Source organism: Paenibacillus sp. MAH-35, from assembly GCF_058135425.1.
On sequence record NZ_JBYUPU010000007.1, the window covers coordinates 121,769 to 141,702 of the forward strand.

The following is a 19,934-nucleotide window of genomic DNA, read 5'->3' on the forward strand; positions in this document are numbered from 1 at the left end:
CCTTTCCATCGTATGTCGTTCGACATGTTTATGCTTTTATCATATCCAAGCCGCCCATTTGACACCATGTGCATAGCGTCCGTTTTTTTGACCATTTGTGCACGTTAATCTCACTTCCATAATAATTGCAAAAAAAGGCTGCCCCGGTAATAGGGAAAGCCCGATCCAATATTTAATAATGGCTATGTCATTCAGGCTCATCCTTACTTATTCCATCGACGCTCCATATTTCTCGTCCAATAGTGCCTTGGCTTCCTGTTGTTCCTCTTCCGTGCCGTATGCCGCGGCCAATTTCAAGCTGTATACTGCAAAACTCGACATCCCTTTCATTTCGCCGAACGCGATCCCCGCCTCATAATACGTACCGTTCGTTAATGCATGGTTGAGCAGCAAGTACGGATCGGCTTCAGCCGCTTTCCGGTATACCTCGGTTTTCTCGGCACCAACCAAACGTTGATCGGCGGCGTATAAATGATAATAAGTTGCAGTACGTGCATTGATTTGACCAACCTTCTTCGCCATGGCAGCCGATTCAGCCCACAGCTCCTCCTGCTCAAACATTTGAGCAAGCTCACCCAGCAAGACCGCATATTCCAGATAAGCGGCATCGTTGTTCGGTTCGGATTGAAATATCGCTGCATATTCCGCTTCGACTGCGTTAAAATGCTCTTCGATCTGAGCCGCCATCTCCAGTTGGGTTTCGAGATCCGCATTTTCGAATGATTCGGCCCACTGTGCAAAGTCGTCCCACGCCTGTTCCATTCCCATCTCCGTCAGGTCAACGGGGGCGTACTCTGTTACGTCCAATAAAGCGACAACGTTTCCTTTCAGAAAAGAAGCCGGAACGTACAAAACGTCTTCCCATATGAACGAAGCAGCGGCTAATTCCACTTCTTTTCCATTCACTTGCGCTACTGCTTTGTCCGCTTGCAGATCAATCGATAAGCCAGGCCGCTTTGCCGTCAATGTTAACGATTCGGCGTCCCACTCCGCATCCATACCTACACTTTCCAGTACGCTTTGTGCAGGAACATAGGTAACGCCTTCGATAACCGATGGAAGATGGTTCAGCTCCAGCAGCTTTCCGTTTACTTCAATTGCTTTGCCAGCCGTCCAAATCCGCACGTATTCGTTGCCATTTGCATCGCGAGGGACAACTTCATTCCCTTGTGAATCGACATAGTAGCTGCGGCTTTCGGATTGCAAGTAGAACAGACCGCTTGCCGCTCCATAAGCGAACTCGTATTCCGGACCGATGACCCAATTGCCTTTCACATCGATAAATCCCCATTGATTTGCCGATTGGGCCGGCCAATAGCCGTTATGCCCGGTACCGATCATATCGAATTTGGAAGGGACTGTCGTTTTGCCGGTTTTGTCGATCAGACCGTACAGTTTGCCGGTTCTCACAACCGCCAAACCGTCCTCGAACGAACCTGCGTGATCGTAACGATAAGGGATAACGGTCTCTCCGTTTTTATCGATATAACCCCATTTGCCATCTTGCTTGACGGCAGCCAAACCTTCATTAAAATCTCCGGCATCTTCATATTGCAGCGATATGACTTCTTCCCCACGTTTATTGATGTAACCGTAGCTGTTTTTTCTCCCGATCTTGGCCAAACCGTCGGAAAACGGCCCCGCATCGTCATTGTCCGGATACAATACGTATATTCCGTCCTGATTCATATAAAAGAACGATTTGCCGTACGTGGCTGCACCGTATCCTTCACTGAACGGGAGCGCATAGTTGAAATCCGGAGCTTTCAGCAATTTCCCGGATTGTTGCAGGTAGCCCATCTTCAGCTCGCCGTCTACATATTGACCTACAACGGCAATCCCTTCCTCAAAGGCGGATATCGTATCGTATTGGGGCAAGATCGCCATCTTCCCGGTTTCATCGATATAGCCCCACTTGCCGTCCGCTTTTACGGCGGCGAGTTTCTCCGCGAACGGCAACGCTCCATCGTACTCCGCTTCAATGACCACTTTGCCCGCTGTGTTCATATAGCCATACTTGGAACCGACCGAGAACGGAACGAGTTTAGAATCTTCTTTGTTCTCTTCAGCCTTCTTCAGACTTAAATCTACGTTTATCGTCCGTTTTCCATCAAACTCGGCCTTGTACCCGATCTTCTCGAAGAAATCTAATGGGTAACACGGATAATCTCCAACCAGATGAACCGTTACTTCCTTGCTAAGCGTAAATTCGGATTGCTTAATCTTATCTTTGTTCAGTACCGTTACTTTAGAACTGCCGATTTTCATCTCATAAGTCATCGACTTCTGGTGGTCGGTTATTGTAACTTTACCACCGGCTCCGCTAGTATGACTTAATATGCCGCCCATCCGCTTGAGCGAAAAAGCCGGAATTTTGATACTCCCGTCTACTTCAACAAACACAGCAGAAAAATAGTCGGACACCACTTCATCATACGTGTTTACGTATTGATAGGCGGTTACTCCCGTTTCGTATACCTTTACCTTTGCTTCGGCGGCACTTGCAGCCGAGACCGGCCAGCACGCATACAGCATTACACTGGCGATCCATACAAGCAGAATTCGCTTCACTCCCATTCCCTCTCCCTTTTCTGCCATTATTATCTATTCCTTTGCCAAGTGTAACATCAGTAGGTATTTTTATCCATAACTTTCTTCCCATCACTCGTCTTCCATCGACAAGATGTGCCTAATATATGTCCGGGCATGTGATATGATAAATCATACAGATTATTCGGCCGGGGTGAACACGATGGATATCGAAGTATACTTTCCGAACATGACGAGCACGCTGCAAATATCCGGATGCGGGTTCGGCGTCAAGCCGCCCGGCTGGTCGTATCCGATGCATCATCATCATTTGTACGAGCTGTTGTACTGCTTCAGCGGCGAAGTGACGCAAGTGATGAAAAGTTATGAGCTGACGCTTCATCCGGGCGACTGGATTATTGTCAAATCCGGAGCCCGTCATCGGACGGACAACCGCTCCGCTACCCCCTACTCGTTCTTCAACATTCACTTTGACGTCGACGATCCCGAGCTGCGCAGGCGGCTCAGCGGAGCCGATTGCGGGTACTTGTCCCGCTCTGAGGCGGAGAACACGGGCCTGCCCGGTTATATGAAGCAAATCGAGCGGATTATGACCGCCGGTCTGGTCGGTGAACAGCACCACGGATCGGGAATGCTCGCATTACAACACTTCGATCCATTGCATAAAATCGAGCTGCAAGCTTGCATCCTGCTGATTGTCAAAGAAATTGCCGAGCAACGCGCTGCTTTAACGCCTGCTCCGGTCAAAAAGCGCCCGCCGGCCGCTTCGTCCCTGGAGACGGATATTGCTCATGCGGTAGAAGAACGGCTGCAACGGATGGCTTCTCCGGATTCCGAGGACTCCATCGCCCACATCGCCAAAGAAATGCATATGAGCCGCAGCCAATGCACGAAAATATTTACGAAGGTGTACGGCGTCTCTCCGCGCCGTTATGTCAGCCTTCTCATCGTGAATCAGGCGAAGCATCTGCTCGTCACAACGAGCTTGTCGATCGAAGATATCTCGATCCGGCTCGGGTTTCGCTCGCTAAGCCACTTCTCCCGGCAGTTCCGGCGTTGGACCGGCACCTCGCCACTGCAATACCGGCCCAAGCACGAGTGACGGCTGACGGTGGAGATGGAAATGTTGTGATGTATTTCCCATATAGATCCTTCGACACGACAAAATGACCGTTGCGTAAATGGTAGCGCCTTTTTCAGGGACGAAAGTCTCAGCGAGAACGGCGCTTTTCTGTGAGCGAGTGTGTTCCTTTGTTGAAAACGTATGAGGACGCCATCCTTCATGACGGCATAAGAGTCTTTGGCAGCTTCTATTTTCGGCATATGGGGTAGACGGAAGCAAATAAAGGCGGTTTGCGAGCCTGTCGATTCATTGTGTAGAAGTGTTAGCAGACCGTTCCAAGTGAAAAGTTACCTTCTTCTGCTCAGACAGGTTGTCCGGAATCCCTTGATTGAATAAGGATTGTAAGGTAGGGGATTCCAGACAAAACTCGCCAGAAGGTAATCTTTTCCCTTTCCACTTGGTTGTCCACATTGAATCGACAGCCTCATTTGCACCCCCTATTTCAACCAACTGATGGGGGAGGCAGCTTTTTCGGGGATTTTAGCAGCTTTAAACCGCTCTTATTTTCCCCTCCAGGCTCGTTTTGGACAAAATCGTTTTTGGTTCCCCGGCATTTCAGTGGCAAAATCGATCTACTGACGGTTCACATGGGCGTCAGGCGCTTTATCGGCCACGAGGTTCAGGGCAACGTTGTGCTCCAGCAGCGCCTTTAAGGCGCAAAGCACCATCGTGTAACCGCCCATCGAATCGATCGCCTGAGATACCATCTCGTCACCGGTTCCGGCAAATCCCGAATTGGTGATCGTCACGTAGGTTTCCTGGTCCGCGCGTGCCGTAAAGGTCCATTCGGTCCGGGTGTGATCCGAAGATTCGATCCGGATCAGCCGGTTCGCCACGATTTCCGTTACCTCGATCTCATCGTGTACACCATACATCTCCCAGTCCCACCGGATGCGCATTCCTTGTTCCAATCTTCCGCTGCTCTTCGTAAACCAAAACCTGGTCGTAATCTCCGGGTCAATAAAAGCTTCAAACACCTCTGCAACCGGTCTGCGAATAAGCATCTCCGCCCTTACGACTGGCACTTGATCCAGTGTCGCCAAATTGGAATTCCTCCTATCGTCAACCATGAATGTCCTCATTATATCATAGCCATTCCTTGCCGATTTCTCCCCGATTGCGCATGTACACCTGCCCGCTGCAGCCTGTTTGTATGATCTACAGCTGATCATCGCTAGCAGATTGCGAACCCGAATCCGCTTCGCCCTTCATCGCGGGCAGTTTGCTTATAAATGAAACTTTTCCTTGATCAGTTGAGCCACTTCTTCTGCCCCAAGCTTCGTATTATTAATCCTTATATAGTTTTCCTTCCGGATCTCCCCCTCGTACGAGTTCAATCTATACTTATCCATAGAGCGGAGCAGATCTTGTTCGGAAAACTCAATATTGCGTTTGGTCGGTTTGTGAAGCAGGCGGTTCGGGCTTTTGTTGCGCTCCAGTCTTTCCTCCACATCCGCTTCCAGCTCTACATAATACACGACACCGCCCTTGGACTCAAAAATGCCGCTGATCTTTTGCACATAGTCCCAATCCGCCTGCATATCCAGAGCCCACACATACGTAAAAATTAAACCGGGCAAGTCGCTCTTGGCCACTTCTTCGAAAATTTCCTGCCGGAACAAACTAACCAGCCGTTTTCCGGGCGCACTGCCGTAGCTGAAAAAGTTCGAAACGAGATCGATCGTCATATGATTATGAAACAATTTCAGTCCGGTACATTTCGCCAGCTCCTGCCCCACCGTCATTTTCCCTACTGCCTGCGGGCCGAATATAACAATCAGCTTCATTAGATACGTCCTCCTATCCGACTTTCCTCCAATAAATAGGTATCGAAGAAGTTATTGTATCCGATTATGATGGATGAACAGGCACAAATCAACTAGTTTCACCGAATTTCCCCCCATACTCGAACAGTAAATGGACATTGACAACGTATAGGGTTGCTCTTATACTGTAATGGAATTTGAATAATAAAACCTGTTACAGGACGTGGACTTTTCTAGAGGAGACTCTATTTTCGCCACACGGTTGTTTCTCGACAACCGTGTGGCTTTTTATTTTGCAGAGGAGGACGACGATGAAAACTTGGCATTACGCAATAATGGTCTTTCTGGGCGGATGCTGTTACGGATTGTTATCGACCTTTGTCAAACTTGCTTACTCGGCAGGTTTTTCAGTTTCAGCAGTTTCAGGCGGCCAGTATTTATTCGGAGCTTTGCTTTCCTGGATATTGGTGCTCTTTACCAAAAGACAGAAATTGACTTTAAAACGTACGATCCAGCTGCTATTATCAGGCATTCCATTCGGCCTGACAGGAGTATTTTATTACCAGTCCCTGCAATCGTTGAACGCTTCGCTTGCCATCATTTTTTTATTTCAGTTTGTTTGGATTGGCACGCTTCTGGAGTGGATCGTGTACAAGAAAAAACCGACTTCAGGGAAAATGATCTCGATCGCCGTCCTTCTAATCGGCTCCGTTCTCGCTGCCAATGTCGTTTCAGCTGGCGGAATCGTTCTTTCCTGGGCCGGAATGGCTTGGGCGCTGCTTTCGGCTTTGACATTTACTACATTCATTTTTCTTAGCGGTTCCGTTGGGAAAGATACGCCTCCGGTCCAGAAAAGCGCTCTGCTGTCCACCGGTGGTCTTATCGTTGTGTTTGTGCTGCTTCCGCCGGCGTTTCTGCTGGATATGTCCGTATTAATGGGGGTTGCGCCGTATGGACTGCTTCTCGGTTTTTTTGGCGTCGTACTCCCGCCGTTACTGTTCTCGATCGGAATGCCGCGTATCGGGCCGGGGCTTGGCACCATTTTAACCGCCTCCGAGCTTCCCGTAGCGGTGTCCATGTCTTCGTTCATTTTGGCCGAGCATGTAAGCTTGCTGCAATGGATCGGGGTTGTCCTTATCTTGGGCGGCATAGCGGCCGGTAACGTATCGCTTGCTCCTAAAGCTTCCATACGCAAAAGTTCCGCGCCTTAACCTTGTATGGAAGTGCCAGTTGCTGCTGCTTTTTGGATACGGAACGAAATCACAAAGCTTCCTATCATGAAAAGCAGCTGAAGCGACAACGCCAGCAAGACGCCGGTAAATAAGTCCCATTGCAACGTTTGACTCATCGCGATTAAAGCTCCGCCTACGCCGATACTGATCCCGGGGCTAAACGCATCTATGAACTGAATGACGGCGGAGACCTCCCCCTCTTCACCGGCACGGGCATGCTGCAGCGCAATAGCACCTGTGGTGGGATTGGCTAATCCGATGCCGAAGCCGGTGAATAGCTGAGAGATCACGGCATACCCCAGAACGCCTCCCGGCAGCGTGATCGAAGCAATGACGAATACGACCCCGACAATCATAATACCGGTACCGGTGATCACCCGCTTTGTTCTTCCTGCGCCACGATCTCGTTCATCCAGTTTGGATTGCAGCGAGGCGGCGGCGGACCAGCTTAGTGCGCCTGCGGCAACAATCAATCCTGCCAGATCTGCCGAGAACCCCTTCACTTCCGTCAACGCCAATACCACATAGCTCTCCGTTGCAACGTAGCAGGCTACATACAATCCCCTCGTAACGATCGTTGCGGGCAGCCCTTTTCGGACGGTAAACGTTCCTATAGGCAACAGGCTGCGCAAGGGGTGAACCATCAGGAGGATGCCTGCTATCGTAAGAACGATGCCTTTCCATTCCGTAATCCAGCCTAGCCCGCTTAGCAGCAGCCCGGTGCCGAAAGTTAAAATAATCGCATATCCCTCTTTGGGAAAGCCTTTATGGGAGGAAGGCTGACTCGATCTGGCCCGCGTTTGAAGCTGACGAAAGGAAGGAATCGTGAGGAAAATCGCCAAACCGATCAGCGGAAGCACAATCCAAAACACGACTCTCCACGATAAAGTTTCAGCCAGAAGTCCCGCCGCATAAGGACCGATTATCGCCGGCAAAATGTAGGCGCTCGAGAAAGCGGCCAATATCTTCGTTCTTAGCCTGTCCGGATAGCTTAAGGTGATGCTGTAATACACACAGGTAATCATCGCGCCAGCGCCGAATCCTTGAAAGGCTCTCCCGGCGATCAGCATAAACATATGAATAGAAGCAGCCGCAACCGTTATGCCGATCACGAAAAGGAGAATCGCTAAGAGAAACGAGGGATACACTCCTTGTTTGGTAATCTGCTGGCCGATCATCATAGAGCCTACGATTTGCGATAATAAAAACGCGCTGAATATCCATCCGTACAGATGCAAGCCGTTTAAATGCTGAGCAACATTCGGAGCAATCGTCGTAATCGCCAGCCCTTCGAATGCCACGGTAGTAACGGCTAGTATGATCCCGATCGTCAGAGCCCGGTAAGGCGGGTCAAAAATACCGACTTTCTCCTGATTTGCTGTCATGTTCTCACACTCCGTATCTTCTCCAACTACTCGTCATATCGATAATGGTCATAGCAACTATATAATCAATTTTATCGACCATACTAGGGAACCTAAAACTTACAAATCCTTCACATTGTTGTACATCACAGAGAGAATTCTCCGGAACGTCTCCACTTCTTCCTCGGTTAATCCTTCCACCGTTTTCTGGTAAGCCTCAATCGAAGGTTCGAGAATTTCGTCTTTAATTCCGTGTCCTTTCTCCGTCAAATAAACGCGCAAAGATCGCCGGTCGGTCTCATGTGTCACGCGATAAATAAACCCTTTCTTCTCCAGCTTAAACAGCATCCGGGCAATGTTCGTCTGATCCTTGTACAATCGTTCGGCGAGCTCTTTTTGCGTGATGCCCTCCCGTTCCCACAAAATCACTAAGATCTCCCATTGATCGACGGTAATATCAAAGGGATTAACCACTTTTTGATAATAGTTGTTCAGTTTCAAATCTGCCCTGTGAACGATAACACCTATATATTTTTCTAATTCCAATGGAGGCCTCCACGATAATCGGCGTGATGATAGTTGCTGTGACTATTATATGTTCAACGATATGACGTGTCAATCCAAATGTGCGGTCCATCGATCCATACTATCGGGAGAAGCGGATGATCTAACCCGATGCAGCCCGTACCGACAGCGGTTCTTTCCCCGTATATAAGCTCAAAAGAATAAAATCATGTGAACTGTTACGTCTAACTTTCATATTACACATATTATAATTATATATTGACTATGTATTCTTTGTCTCCTATAATGATCACTGTTCCACCATCTGCCAGAACGATTACCAGAGCGGTGGCCAATTCATTATTTTGGAGGGATACTCATTGTTCGAACAATTAAAGGACCAACTGAGCGGGCGGCTCCTAGTCCCGGGCGAGGAAGCGTACAACGAAAGAAGAAAAGTCTGGAACACCGCTTACGATAAATATCCGGCGGCGATTGTCGTTTGCCAATCGGCTGCGGACGTTGCCGCTGCCGTGCAATTTGCCAAAAAAGCAAACCTGGAAGTGACGATCCGCGGCGGAGGCCATCATGTTGCCGGAACCGCGGTGAGCGACGGCGCGCTGATGATTGATTGTTCCGATATGCGCAAAGTGACCGTCGATCTGGAGCGTCGAATCGCTATCGTCGAACCCGGCGCCACGCTGGGCGACGTGGATGCGGAGACGCAAAAATTCGGTTTGGCCACACCTACGGGAACTGTAACGGAAACCGGCATCGCCGGACTCGCTTTATGCGGCGGGACCGGTTACTTGAGAGGCAAATACGGCTTGACGAGCGATAATATCCGCTCTGCACGGATGGTTACCGCTGATGGCGAGGAGATTCAGGTGAACGATCAGGAACATCCCGATTTATATTGGGCGATCCGTGGCGGCGGCGGCAACTTCGGCGTGGTGACGTCCTTCGAGTTTAACTTGTATCCGCTTGGACCTGAAGTATTGTCTGTTGACGTAATGTACGACTATAAAGATGCAAAGCAGGTTTTGCGCAACGCCCAGGCATTTTTGCGTAAGGCGCCCGACGAAGTATCGTTTAACATGATGACCTTCCAAATGCCGGCCGCTCCGGGTGTGCCTGAGTCATTGCACCATAAACGAGTCATCGTGATAGCCGGATTGTATGCCGGGGACAAAGCCGACGGGCACGACGCCGTTCAGCCGCTGCGTGAATTGGCTCAGCCGATCTCGGATAATACGGGAGTAGTCCGGTATACGGAGCTGCAATCCCGGTTTGACTTGGCGGCTCCAAAAAATGTCGCTGTTGCCGGAACGTCGCTGTTTATCAAAGAGTTTAACGAAGAAGCGATAGACGCTTTACTGGCCCAACTAGAGCAGCCGCCCAGATCGTCCCTGCTCGTTCAATTCTGGGAATGCCACGGTCAGATGAATCGGGTTCCTTCCGATGCTACGGCGTTTGCCGTACGGGACGCCTCGTTCCTCCTGTGCTTCGATGTCGATTATCCGACGGATGAGGAGAAGCTGTGCAAGGAATGGATCGATTCCGCTTACAAAACGATGCTGCCCTATTCGACGCGTCAAACGTCCTATCTCAATACCGTACAAGCCGACCCGCAAATTATTAGAGATACATACGGGGGCAACTACAAGAGATTAGCGGCCATTAAACAAAAGTACGACCCGACGAACTTTTTCCGGCATAATCATAATATTCAACCTCAAGTTTAGCTCCATCACAACAACACTCCACTTCAAGTTGAGGTGGAGTGTTTAGGCACTTACAAGATAGCTACTTCAGTCTCGGGAATAAACCCGTAATGCAGTTCAATAGCTTCCGACACCGTATCCTTCAAGACAAGAATATCGGATGCGGTTGCTCGGCGAACATTCAATATCATATTGCCATGGTAGGGCGAAATGACGGCTCCTCCGCAAGATAACCCTTTTAGTCCTAACCGGTCGACCATAGCGCCGATGGATAGGCCGGCCGCGTAGTTGTTTTTGAAAAACGAGCCGCAGGAGCGGAACTTGAAATGCCGCTTCTCCGTCCGGTATTGTTCGATGTGTTTCATAGGCTCAGGTATGCGAATTCGCCGGGATTGGAGCTTTTTTATTTCCCGGGAGAAGTACGAATAAAACGTAACCAAGGATGACGGACCGTTCTCGTTAGCCGCTTTCTGTTGGGTCAGCAGTCGGCTCAAACAAACTGCTAACTCCCCTGCCTGCTCCGGAACCCGGAATTCGGCCCCTACGATAATCCAGGGCTTATGCTGAAAAATCGATTGTTTGTAGGCAAATAAACAATCCTTCACATGAATCGTTTGCAGCGATAACGCCGGATCGTCCAGATCGATATAATATACCTTCTCGATTTTGTCGCCAATCTGCTCATCGTAATATTTCGCGTTCATATAGATTCCCGCACCCAGGCAACCCGGAAGCAAGTACGTAAACTGAAACTCCGGCGAACCCGCAAGCAGCCCGGCAAGAGACAGCATGGACAACGGAGTGCCCGAAGAGACAAACCAACCGGAACCGCTCGGGGTAACGTCGGTCATGTTTTTCAACGAAATATACAAAGTCCCCGGCTTGGGCGAATCGGGAAATAAAACGTTGGACCCCATACCAAACACAACGCGCTCCATCCCGTACGATTGGCTCACGTCCAGTACACTTAGGAGTTGTTCAACGTTTGCCGGCATTACAAAGTAATCCGCAGCTCCTCCGATTCCGTAAGAGGTGTGTTCGGCTAACCTTACCTGGCGTTTACATATCCGGTTAAAAAGTTCGTTACGACTATTCGTCATCGCGGATCAGACCTTTCCATTCAATGTTGCATATTTTACACTTATTATATGTATATATTGACTAAGTGTCCGTTATTCATTACACTGTAGCTGTGCGTTTCCTCATTTCCTACATAGGCGGTGAAAACATTGAATAAAGAATTGATCCTGGGCTGCAGGCGAATCAGCGCATCATTGGAGTTATCGAGAATATGTCCTATTATGCAGATCCGTCAGGAGAAAAGCATAATATTTTCGGACAACAAGGCGGCGCCCTGCTTGCCGAACAGCTTCAGACGAAGCTTCTCGCCCAGATCCCCATCGCGCCGCCGGAACCGGATTCGTTAAGCCCTCATACGCTGCCTTCGGTGTATGCACCGGAATCAACGAACGGTCAACAGTTTAACTTGCTTGCCGAGCACATCATCCATACGGATACTTGAAATGGGAATCTTATACGACAACACGCTTCTATCAATGAGTTAGCAACGATTCCTGCTTGAAACACAACAGCATCTGCACGAGCGGCAGATGCTGTTTTTTTTATAAATTCATCGAGAAGACCTCGTCCTGGGTCTTGTTAGGTTCCCATAAAGTCGTTGATTTCCTTGACGGCCGCTTCTTGAATATCGTGCAGACATGAGTTTACCGTCCTGGCGTAAACCCGCTTGCTGTTCACCATGGCATAAGGAACCGCCCTGCACAGATGGCACATGAACAAACATGGCGTCCTTTGTACCGCAATCTCGGGATACTGGTCTTCCAGTTGTTCCAATTGAAAGGAGGCTAGAAGGTTTCGCTCGCAAACTTCCACAACAACAAGCCCTAACGACAAATACACATCCCTCCCAAGCACTATCAATTGCCCTTTTTGAAAAAATCGACTGCCTTCTGAATATAGGCTTCCTCTTCTTCGGGAACATCGTCGATATAATAAATCGCCGAGACCGGGCAGTTCACTTCACACGCCCCGCAAGAAATACAAATATCGGGATCGATATAATACTGATCCCCGCCGTCTCGAATGCAATCGACTGGACAGACATCAACGCAATCTTCCGCTTTTTCTCCGATACAGGCCGACGTAATTACAAAAGTCATATCCGATCCTCCCTCTCCCGACTTTCAGTCGCACTTTTTCGCTTTGCCCCGGTATGTAGCCGTTCTGAAGCTGGCTCCGCAGCCGCACGTGAATTTGGCATTGGGGTTGTCGATCGTGAAGCCTCCGGTCATGCCCGCTTCCTTGTAATCGATATGAACCCCTTCGAGGAATGGTTCGCTAGTGGGGTCCATAACGACTTGAAACGTTCCCCACACGAAAGCCCGGTCCCCCTCATCCAGCGAATCGTCAAAACGGATACTGTAAGACAGACCGTTGCACCCGCCGTCATTGACACCCAAACGCAAAAAATATTGATCTGCGCCGATGTCTTGCAACATCTCAGCGATCTTTCCAGTGGCCGTCTCGCTTATGTGTATGATCTTGATTCCCTCCCTGATAAATATATACATAATATAGTATTATGTTTATTAAATTATGATAAAAGAAGTCGCTCTTGTCAACGGTTCAGCCAAACTTTTTATAGATAAATCTTTATTTAGTTGGGTGTGACGAAGGTCTCCGCCAAATCATATTGTGACTTATGAACCCTACTTAGAACTGAATATCTGCAAGAAAAAGAACCTCATCCTCCATCTTACCGAGGAATTTGAGGTTCTTGGTTTGGAAACCGGGACGCTCCCGTGTCATGTGAACGCTTTAGGGACAGCCTTGTTTTTTGTTTTTATCGCCTGCAATTTCTTCGATGGCTTTACTCATCCATGCTTTTTAATTCTTTGGACAACCAATTTAAAGTAACGGCCCGATCGGCTTCACTTTGCTGATCATACAATAGCTGCTCGATAAACTGCCATATGTCTTCCAGCAAGCGCCGCCCTCTATAAAACTGCAGCGCATCGGGGTTGATTTCAAAGTCGTTGTGATAGTTCTTGTAACCTTTTAAAAAAAGATCATAGTAGGGCTGGTCTTCCAAAAACATCAGATCCGCTTCAACGGGCGCCAGCTTCAACCCTTCCCAGTCGATCAGGATAAGCTGCCGGCCGGACTGCATCAGATTCCAAGGATGGATATCGGTGTGGCATAGTGCCATTTTAGGGACGCTCTTGCGCAATTTAGCTGAGAGCTGCTCGACTTCGCTCGTTTTATTTCGAATAGGCTCCTGGTAGGGCCGAAGCCGGTCCTTCAGGTCGTCAGGCAACCGGGCAAACTCCTCCTCGACCACGCTGTTCAAATTGCGCATAAAAGGAACTTCGAAACTTTCCTTTATCTTGCTCGTATCCACTGGGATCTTGTCGCCGTATTGATGAAGCTCTCCTATAATTTCCGACAATTGCACGACTTGCTGTTCGTTTAAATCTTTGGCTCCTATCGTATCCCCGGAGAGGTATTCATATAGCAGATACACCCCCTTATCGTCTTCGCACTTGTAATTGCCGGCGGCCGTCAACAGAGGCACAGGTATTTTGCCCTTGAGACCGGTATCGTTCAGCAGCCAGAACAGGACGGGCACATAATCGTCGATGTACGTTGTCAATTCCGCGGTGGAGGCTCTGCTTTTTTCATACTTTTTCAAAAAGAAGGTTTGATCGTTACTGCAATTCACCCTATAAGCAAGCGCCGCCCAGCCGCCTTGTTGCGGCAATACTTCCGTTGCATTCAAAGCATACTGTTCTTTTAAAAGAGTTTCGACTGCGTTCATCTATTCCTCCCTGATTCGTTTGGAGTTTTCGCTTTCTTCTTATAGTACCAAACTATTCCTGCAATAACAGGGGATCAGCCTATTTTTTAAAAGCCAAAAAAGCAGCTCGGGATAAGCTGCTTCATTTGTCGCGAGTCAGGAACCAACACAACCGGCCACTCGTATCAATACTCTCTCCGTCTGCGGAACATCCGAACCACAGCATAAATAACGACACCCCATAGGAGGAAGCTTAACAGCGAGAGAAACGGAGCTCCCATCGAAAATCCGGCGAACGGGTTAAACAAAGAACCCAGTATCGCTCCTAACGCTAAACCGCCGAACAAACCTCCGAAAAATCCACCGAAACCCGTGCGCGGGGCCGGTGTTGTCCGGGCTGGAGCAGGATTACGTGTCGCTTGATCCGGTCTATTCGGAGTCGTGCGAGCCGGATTGGTCGCTCCGGGGTTATAGGTTCGGGTCGGCGAGCGGTACCCGCCGCGTTTATAAGGCTGCACCGTTCCCGGCTGCTCGCTTTCCCGCTCGATTTCGTAAGCTTCGCCGATTACGGTAACGGACGACATCCCTCCCACGGCAAGCATGCATAATAACATCCCCATCAAAAACTTTCGCATTCGACCTTACACCTCCAACCGTAGCTTGCCCTATCCGGTTTTAGGCATACGTTGTTGATCCAAGTTAACAGCCTCGTTCCAAGTGAATGTTTGTTACAGGTCAAACTATCCTTATTCCTATGTTGCCGAATTGCTCTCCCTTCTGCATTCGGTGAAACGCTTGAACGGTGTCCTTTAAACTATACATTCGATCAATTAATGGACGAATCGAATGGACTTCCATAAAAAGAAGCATAGCCTCAAACTCTTCGCTGCTTCCCATTGACGTGCCGATAATGCTGATTTGGGGAAAAAATATGTCTCGAATCGGAATCTCAATGCGATCTCCCGAGCTAGCTCCGAAAGTGACGATACGTCCGTTCGGCTTAATGACATCAAAGTAGTTCGGGAATGTCGCAGGCCCAATGCTGTCGAGAATGAGATCCACGGTATTATTGCCGATACTTTCCTTCCAATCGCTAAAACTGTCAAACGCGTAATCAGCTCCATGTTCGAGTGCGGCCTTTCTTTTCGCTTCACTTCGAGACGTTACACTGACTCGCGCCCCCGCCGCTGAAGCCATAAGCATGGCATAAGTCGCCACTCCTCCTCCAATGCCCGGAATGAGGACATGTTCACCTTGCTGTAAGCGCCCTCTCGTAAACAGAGCCCGATAGGCTGTCAATGCGGACAAAGGCAACACGCCCGCTTCTTCCCATGACAGGTAAGCTGGCTTGCTGATCACATTCCGCGCCGGAATGATCACATACTCAGCGAATGTACCGTCGGAAGGACCTCCTACAATCGCTGGAACGTTTGGGACATCTTCGGTTGTTACCCACCCCATACACGGATTAATAATGACATCAGAACCAACTGTAATGTTGGATACGCCTTCACCTACCGTTTCAACCATGCCTGCACCATCCGAGCCGATCACAAGCGGTTCCGGTGCAGTCCGATCTTTCATGATGAATAAGTCTCGATGGTTTAACCCTGCTGCTTTAAGCTTTACTTTCACCTCGCCGAAGCCCGGCTGCCTGTCATGAATCTCTTGATAGGTCAAGCCCTTTAAACCGCTTATGTTTGCATGTACTATTGCTTTCATCATTACTCCTCCCAGAAGACAACATACTTTATACTGCTGTCTTTCATTGTACTGATGGGGACTATTCTAGTAAAATTAGTAGAATCGAACGTGACTATCATAAACAATGATATCAGACAGGTGATACGTGCATGGAAATCAGCGATTTGAAAATATTTCAAGCTGTCGCTCGCGAGGGCAGCATAACGAAAGCCGCTCAAGTGTTGAATTATGTACAATCTAATGTCACCACAAGGATCCAGGAGCTTGAAGCTCAGTTAAAGATCTCGCTTTTCCGCCGGTCCAATCGGGGAATGACGTTAACGCCGGCAGGCGAAAATTTACTGAAATATGCCGATAAAATACTCGTCTTGTTGGACGAGGCCGTGAAATCTACGCAATATTCGGAACATCCGTCCGGCCCCCTTCGATTAGGATCTATCGAGACAACAGCTGCCACTCATCTGACTCCGCTGTTTGCCCGGTTCCATTCCCTATACCCCGAGGTTCATCTATCGCTTGTAACAGGTGAAACGCACCGTTTATTGCAAAAGGTACTGAACTATGAGCTTGACGGAGCTTTTGTTTATGGGCCGATAAACGATCCTGTGATCGAGCATGTTGCAGCTTTTGAAGAAACGCTGGTGCTGATTTCGGAACAGGGGGAGGGCGATATGCATGAATTACTCAAAAAGCCGATGCTGTTTTTCGACGTCGGGTGTTCACACCGCACCAAAGCAGAGCGTTTCCTGCGTGATAACGGACTGACCTCCTTTCCAATTATGGAGTACGGAACGTTGGAAGTGATTATAAGCGGGGTATCCGCCGGCCTCGGCGTTTCGATGCTGCCACAGTCGTCGATCGCTAAAGCAGAAGAAGCGGGAATCATCGTTTCCCACAGTCTCCCTGAAGATTATCGGAATCTACAGGTTTGGTTTGTGTATAGACAGGACTCTATCTATTCAAGCGCATTGTCCAAATTTGTACAATTTATTGATCTTGGACCCTCGCGCCATTGACGAAAGAAATATAAACATGTTCAAAATCCAACAGTCTTGAGCTTTAAGTGCCATTTTAAAAGAGGACCTGCATATAAGCAGTCCTCTTTTTGTTTTTTCTTATCGGAAGTTCTATTTCAAAGGGATCATAACCTCCAGTTCACGGGTTATTTCCGGATTCGGGACCTCTACCGCCGCAACCCGTACATCCTGGCTGGAATCGATCGCCGGCAGCTCTTTCATAAACAGCATCGATTCGGCGTCCGAGAACACGACATCTCCTGTCCATTTCTGTCCCGAAGCGTTTTCCAGCCATAGCCCCTCGGCTTGCTGGTACGGATCGTTTCCATGGACGCGGAAGTGCAATAATGTTTTCTCTGCTGTGAATTCGATTTTAATGATAGTAACATCGCCTACAGCTCCCTGAGATAAAGTGATCGGCGGTCCCTCGGGATTCCATAGCTCAGTGGTAGTACGAGCGTTCGCATAATCGAAAGTCCGGGTGTATGGACGAAGTATCAAATGGTCCGGAATTCGTTGCAATGGAGCCATTTCGATATAACGCTTCACGGCGACCGTCTGATCCCCGACCTTGTGAGGTCCACTCGATCCCCCGACTCCGAACACTTCCAAGTACATCCCGGAATCATCGAGAACTTGGTAACCTTTGGATGTATTCGGATGAGCCACATCGACAAGCGGTTCGTTCGGCCCTATCGTTTCAAACTCGATTCGCGTGACAGCCGGAGTAGACACCGCTTTGGATACTGTAATTTTCTGGCCGTTCCATTCGGATGTCGCTCCCGCGATTTTTTTGGTCCACGTTTTGACATTCGATTGAATCCGGGGAAGCTGCAAGGACCAGTGTCCTGGCAAAGTAACCAGATTGCCCTCGGCATGCTTGGTTCGATCCAGAACGGAACCAAAACGCAGCTCAAGGAGGGCTCGTGCAGGCAGCGCCTTACTCGGCGTGAACGATATCACCCCGATTTGGGCTCCGTCCTCAGTCTTCCCGATCCGCTGCGAATTACCGCCGTTTACCTGGATTCCATCGATATACCACTGTGGGGTTATCGGCACATATGCAGAATCGCCTTCGATCCGATACCCTAAGGTGAGCCGGACCCCATCGTACAGCATTTCTTTTACCGTTATACGAACCCCCTGGTCCTCGGCCGTTACATTCACCTGGGTGGCTAGTCCCAATTCGTCTCCCTGCCGAATTCCGGAGTCCCCTGCCAGCTTGAGAATGGAGTCTACCAATGGAATCTTCCGCAGCGCTTCCGCAAACGGCGGATTCACCAGAGCGGCCCCCCCGATCCCGCCGAAAGTTATACAAGCCGCAGCGGCTCCGTATACGATTTTCCGGCGAAGTCCTTGCTTGCGTTTGCGCTTCAGCTCGGACAGCGTATCGTCCATCTTTTTGCTGATCCATTCGGGTACTTCATTAGAGACGGGAACGAGCTGCTTTCTCGCGTGGATATCAAATTGCTGCTCATTCATAGGAAACTCTCCCTTCTGCGGATGGCTGCATGATGACAGCCAGCTTCTCCCTGGCACGGGCCAATCTGGATTTTACCGTACCTTCGGGGGTATCCAACAATCGGGCGACTTCTTTCACCGGCAAATCTTCCAAATAATATAAAGTGATCACAACTCTAAGCTCGTCCTCAAGCTCTTGTAAAGCGTCGGCCACCACCAACTTTCCCGACAGATCAGGGTGGTATGACTCCTCTGATGGTTCTGCTACTGGAATGATACCCTTGTGTTGATTGTATATTTTGCGGCATTCATTCGTTAATATTTGCAGCAGCCAGGTTTTAAAGTAGAGCGGTTCTCTCAAATTCCGAATCGACTTGTACGCTTTGATCACCGTTTCCTGCATCGCATCGGCACATTCCGAATCGGATCGCAGAAACGCCCCGGCTACCCGATACATGGTACTCTCGTATTCCTTGACGAGTCGGACAAAAGCGTCGTGATTCCCCTTCTGTGCGCGCCGAACCGCCTGGACAAGATCCTCGTTCACAACTTCACCTCTCTATTTAGCCTTCTACTCTTTAGATCAGAACGGGAACGATCCGGTTCTCAGTTTGCAAAAATAGTCATGGTGAGACGCCCTGATACATGATAAAATGTTTAATTATAACATTAATATGTTCACTTCAAACAAAACCCGTAATCAAATGAATGATGATCCCATTTATGATCAGGAGGGTTCTATGAAAACCAGCGTATTTTTGTGCAGCTACGGATCTTATTATGCCAAAGGCATGACTTTGCTGGAATCGGTGGATCTTGCCGTCAAGCAAGGTTTTGACGCCATCGAACCGTATCCGACCAAGGAATTGGCCACATTGGAAGACGCACGGCGACTGGCCGATTATTGCGGGGAGCGAGGAATCCCCGTCAGCTGTTTTTCGATGGGCTGCGATTTACTGGCTCCCAATATCGCCTCGGCCGTCGAACGGCTTACACATTATATCGACATCGCCGTCCTGCTGAATTCGCCTTATTTTCATCATACGCTCATTCCGCATCTGAAGCCTCTTCGCTTCGGCCAAGCCGATTTCGAGCAGCTGCTTCCTCAAATTGTACCTGCCGTAAGAGAAGTTTGCGACTATGCTTCGGAACGGGGCATCCGGTGCGTATACGAGGATCAGGGCTTTGTTTTTAACGGGGTGGAGCGGTTCAGCCGCTTCCTGGTGGAGCTGGATCGCGAAGACGTTGGCGTTGTTGCGGACCTCGGTAACATCATGTTTGTGGACGAGACCCCGGAGCAGTTTGTAGGGCGCTTCTCCAACGAGATCGTCCATGTCCACGTCAAAGACTATTTGCTGAAAAGCGGCGGCGGAGCTCATCCCGGTCCAGGGTGGCATGTGACTCGCAGCGGTAATTTTTTGCGCGATACGGCAATCGGTCACGGTGCGATCCAATTTCAGCAAGTGTTCCGGATCTTGCGCACGATTGGCTATGACGGTTATTTTTCAGCCGAGTACGATGCTCCAGAGCCAACGGACAAATGGCTGCCGATCAGCATCGACAATATGAAGCGTTATTACGAGCTGGCACAGTAGCGCGCGTATAAAGCCCGAACCTTGGATCATATCGATCGGGGTTCGGGCTTTTGGGGATCATATCTCAACTTCACCTAC

At 49.3% G+C, this 19,934-nt stretch carries 20 protein-coding genes; 6 read left to right on the top strand and 14 right to left on the bottom strand.

Translation table 11 applies throughout. The annotated features are described in order from the left end of the window. Positions 1 to 207 precede the first annotated feature (207 nt). Positions 208 to 2,571, bottom strand: a complete 2,364-nt coding sequence (locus tag AC3Y2E_RS09980) for a WG repeat-containing protein (RefSeq protein ID WP_379209667.1) — start codon at positions 2,569 to 2,571, stop codon at positions 208 to 210. Positions 2,572 to 2,752: 181 nt separating this feature from the next. On the opposite strand from AC3Y2E_RS09980, the gene AC3Y2E_RS09985 reads away from it, so the two are divergent. Beyond that, positions 2,753 to 3,652: a helix-turn-helix domain-containing protein gene (locus AC3Y2E_RS09985; RefSeq protein WP_379209669.1), complete on the top strand. Its 900-nt coding sequence runs from the start codon at positions 2,753 to 2,755 to the stop codon at positions 3,650 to 3,652. A gap of 593 nt (positions 3,653 to 4,245) precedes the next feature. On the opposite strand, the gene AC3Y2E_RS09990 is transcribed toward AC3Y2E_RS09985, so the two are convergent. Together AC3Y2E_RS09990 and AC3Y2E_RS09995 are read right to left on the bottom strand one after the other, a co-directional pair. Further along, positions 4,246 to 4,677: an SRPBCC family protein gene (locus AC3Y2E_RS09990; RefSeq protein ID WP_379209914.1), complete on the bottom strand. Its 432-nt coding sequence runs from the start codon at positions 4,675 to 4,677 to the stop codon at positions 4,246 to 4,248. A 222-nt stretch (positions 4,678 to 4,899) separates the two neighbouring features. Then, positions 4,900 to 5,460: an AAA family ATPase gene (locus AC3Y2E_RS09995; RefSeq protein WP_379209671.1), complete on the bottom strand. Its 561-nt coding sequence runs from the start codon at positions 5,458 to 5,460 to the stop codon at positions 4,900 to 4,902. 290 nt (positions 5,461 to 5,750) lie between these two features. Between AC3Y2E_RS09995 and AC3Y2E_RS10000 the strand changes: the two genes are divergently transcribed. Then, positions 5,751 to 6,650 (top strand): DMT family transporter, encoded by a 900-nt coding sequence (locus AC3Y2E_RS10000; protein ID WP_379209673.1) that lies wholly within the window; start codon positions 5,751 to 5,753, stop codon positions 6,648 to 6,650. On the opposite strand, the gene AC3Y2E_RS10005 is transcribed toward AC3Y2E_RS10000, so the two are convergent. Continuing rightward, the gene (locus AC3Y2E_RS10005) at positions 6,647 to 8,056 is read right to left on the bottom strand and encodes an MFS transporter (RefSeq protein WP_379209675.1); all 1,410 of its coding nucleotides are present in this window, start codon (positions 8,054 to 8,056) and stop codon (positions 6,647 to 6,649) included. The genes AC3Y2E_RS10000 and AC3Y2E_RS10005 overlap by 4 nt on opposite strands. A 99-nt stretch (positions 8,057 to 8,155) precedes the next feature. Beyond that, a complete protein-coding gene (locus AC3Y2E_RS10010; RefSeq protein WP_190928221.1) occupies positions 8,156 to 8,581 on the bottom strand; it encodes a MarR family winged helix-turn-helix transcriptional regulator in 426 nt (141 codons plus the stop codon). 338 nt (positions 8,582 to 8,919) lie between these two features. On the opposite strand from AC3Y2E_RS10010, the gene AC3Y2E_RS10015 reads away from it, so the two are divergent. After that, a complete protein-coding gene (locus AC3Y2E_RS10015; RefSeq protein WP_379209678.1) occupies positions 8,920 to 10,284 on the top strand; it encodes an FAD-binding oxidoreductase in 1,365 nt (454 codons plus the stop codon). A gap of 50 nt (positions 10,285 to 10,334) precedes the next feature. Here the strand turns inward: AC3Y2E_RS10015 and AC3Y2E_RS10020 are convergent, their stop codons facing one another. Further along, positions 10,335 to 11,258 (bottom strand): UDP-N-acetylmuramate dehydrogenase, encoded by a 924-nt coding sequence (locus AC3Y2E_RS10020; RefSeq protein ID WP_379209680.1) that lies wholly within the window; start codon positions 11,256 to 11,258, stop codon positions 10,335 to 10,337. Positions 11,259 to 11,515: 257 nt separating this feature from the next. On the opposite strand from AC3Y2E_RS10020, the gene AC3Y2E_RS10025 reads away from it, so the two are divergent. Then, positions 11,516 to 11,785: a P-loop NTPase gene (locus AC3Y2E_RS10025; RefSeq protein ID WP_379209916.1), complete on the top strand. Its 270-nt coding sequence runs from the start codon at positions 11,516 to 11,518 to the stop codon at positions 11,783 to 11,785. 137 nt (positions 11,786 to 11,922) lie between these two features. On the opposite strand, the gene AC3Y2E_RS10030 is transcribed toward AC3Y2E_RS10025, so the two are convergent. The 6 genes from AC3Y2E_RS10030 to AC3Y2E_RS10055 all read right to left on the bottom strand — a co-directional run bounded on the left by AC3Y2E_RS10030 (position 11,923) and on the right by AC3Y2E_RS10055 (position 15,802). Then, the gene (locus tag AC3Y2E_RS10030; RefSeq protein WP_379209682.1) at positions 11,923 to 12,177 is read right to left on the bottom strand and encodes a DUF1450 domain-containing protein; all 255 of its coding nucleotides are present in this window, start codon (positions 12,175 to 12,177) and stop codon (positions 11,923 to 11,925) included. A gap of 23 nt (positions 12,178 to 12,200) precedes the next feature. After that, positions 12,201 to 12,443, bottom strand: coding sequence for a ferredoxin family protein (locus tag AC3Y2E_RS10035; RefSeq protein ID WP_190928229.1), 243 nt, complete (start codon positions 12,441 to 12,443; stop codon positions 12,201 to 12,203). Between the two features lie 24 nt (positions 12,444 to 12,467). Beyond that, entirely contained in the window at positions 12,468 to 12,854 is a 387-nt protein-coding gene (locus AC3Y2E_RS10040) for a HesB/IscA family protein (RefSeq protein ID WP_379209685.1), read from the bottom strand. Between the two features lie 299 nt (positions 12,855 to 13,153). Beyond that, positions 13,154 to 14,101, bottom strand: a complete 948-nt coding sequence (locus tag AC3Y2E_RS10045; protein ID WP_379209687.1) for a phosphotransferase enzyme family protein — start codon at positions 14,099 to 14,101, stop codon at positions 13,154 to 13,156. A gap of 164 nt (positions 14,102 to 14,265) precedes the next feature. Continuing rightward, positions 14,266 to 14,715: a hypothetical protein gene (locus AC3Y2E_RS10050; RefSeq protein WP_379209689.1), complete on the bottom strand. Its 450-nt coding sequence runs from the start codon at positions 14,713 to 14,715 to the stop codon at positions 14,266 to 14,268. 100 nt (positions 14,716 to 14,815) lie between these two features. Further along, complete coding sequence (locus AC3Y2E_RS10055; protein WP_379209691.1) at positions 14,816 to 15,802, bottom strand: zinc-binding dehydrogenase; 987 nt, start codon at positions 15,800 to 15,802, stop codon at positions 14,816 to 14,818. Between the two features lie 131 nt (positions 15,803 to 15,933). Here AC3Y2E_RS10055 and AC3Y2E_RS10060 point away from each other — a divergent pair, with 131 nt between their 5' ends. Continuing rightward, positions 15,934 to 16,800 carry a LysR family transcriptional regulator gene (locus tag AC3Y2E_RS10060; RefSeq protein ID WP_379209693.1) on the top strand — a complete coding sequence of 289 codons (867 nt, stop codon included), beginning with the start codon at positions 15,934 to 15,936 and terminating at the stop codon, positions 16,798 to 16,800. 111 nt (positions 16,801 to 16,911) lie between these two features. On the opposite strand, the gene AC3Y2E_RS10065 is transcribed toward AC3Y2E_RS10060, so the two are convergent. Then, on the bottom strand, positions 16,912 to 18,282 hold the full coding sequence (locus tag AC3Y2E_RS10065) for a DUF4179 domain-containing protein (protein ID WP_379209695.1): 1,371 nt from the start codon (positions 18,280 to 18,282) through the stop codon (positions 16,912 to 16,914). Further along, positions 18,275 to 18,808, bottom strand: a complete 534-nt coding sequence (locus tag AC3Y2E_RS10070) for an RNA polymerase sigma factor (protein ID WP_379209697.1) — start codon at positions 18,806 to 18,808, stop codon at positions 18,275 to 18,277. The genes AC3Y2E_RS10065 and AC3Y2E_RS10070 overlap by 8 nt, the downstream gene beginning before the upstream one ends. 193 nt (positions 18,809 to 19,001) lie before the next feature. On the opposite strand from AC3Y2E_RS10070, the gene AC3Y2E_RS10075 reads away from it, so the two are divergent. After that, positions 19,002 to 19,856: a sugar phosphate isomerase/epimerase family protein gene (locus AC3Y2E_RS10075; protein WP_379209699.1), complete on the top strand. Its 855-nt coding sequence runs from the start codon at positions 19,002 to 19,004 to the stop codon at positions 19,854 to 19,856. Positions 19,857 to 19,934: the final 78 nt, after the last annotated feature.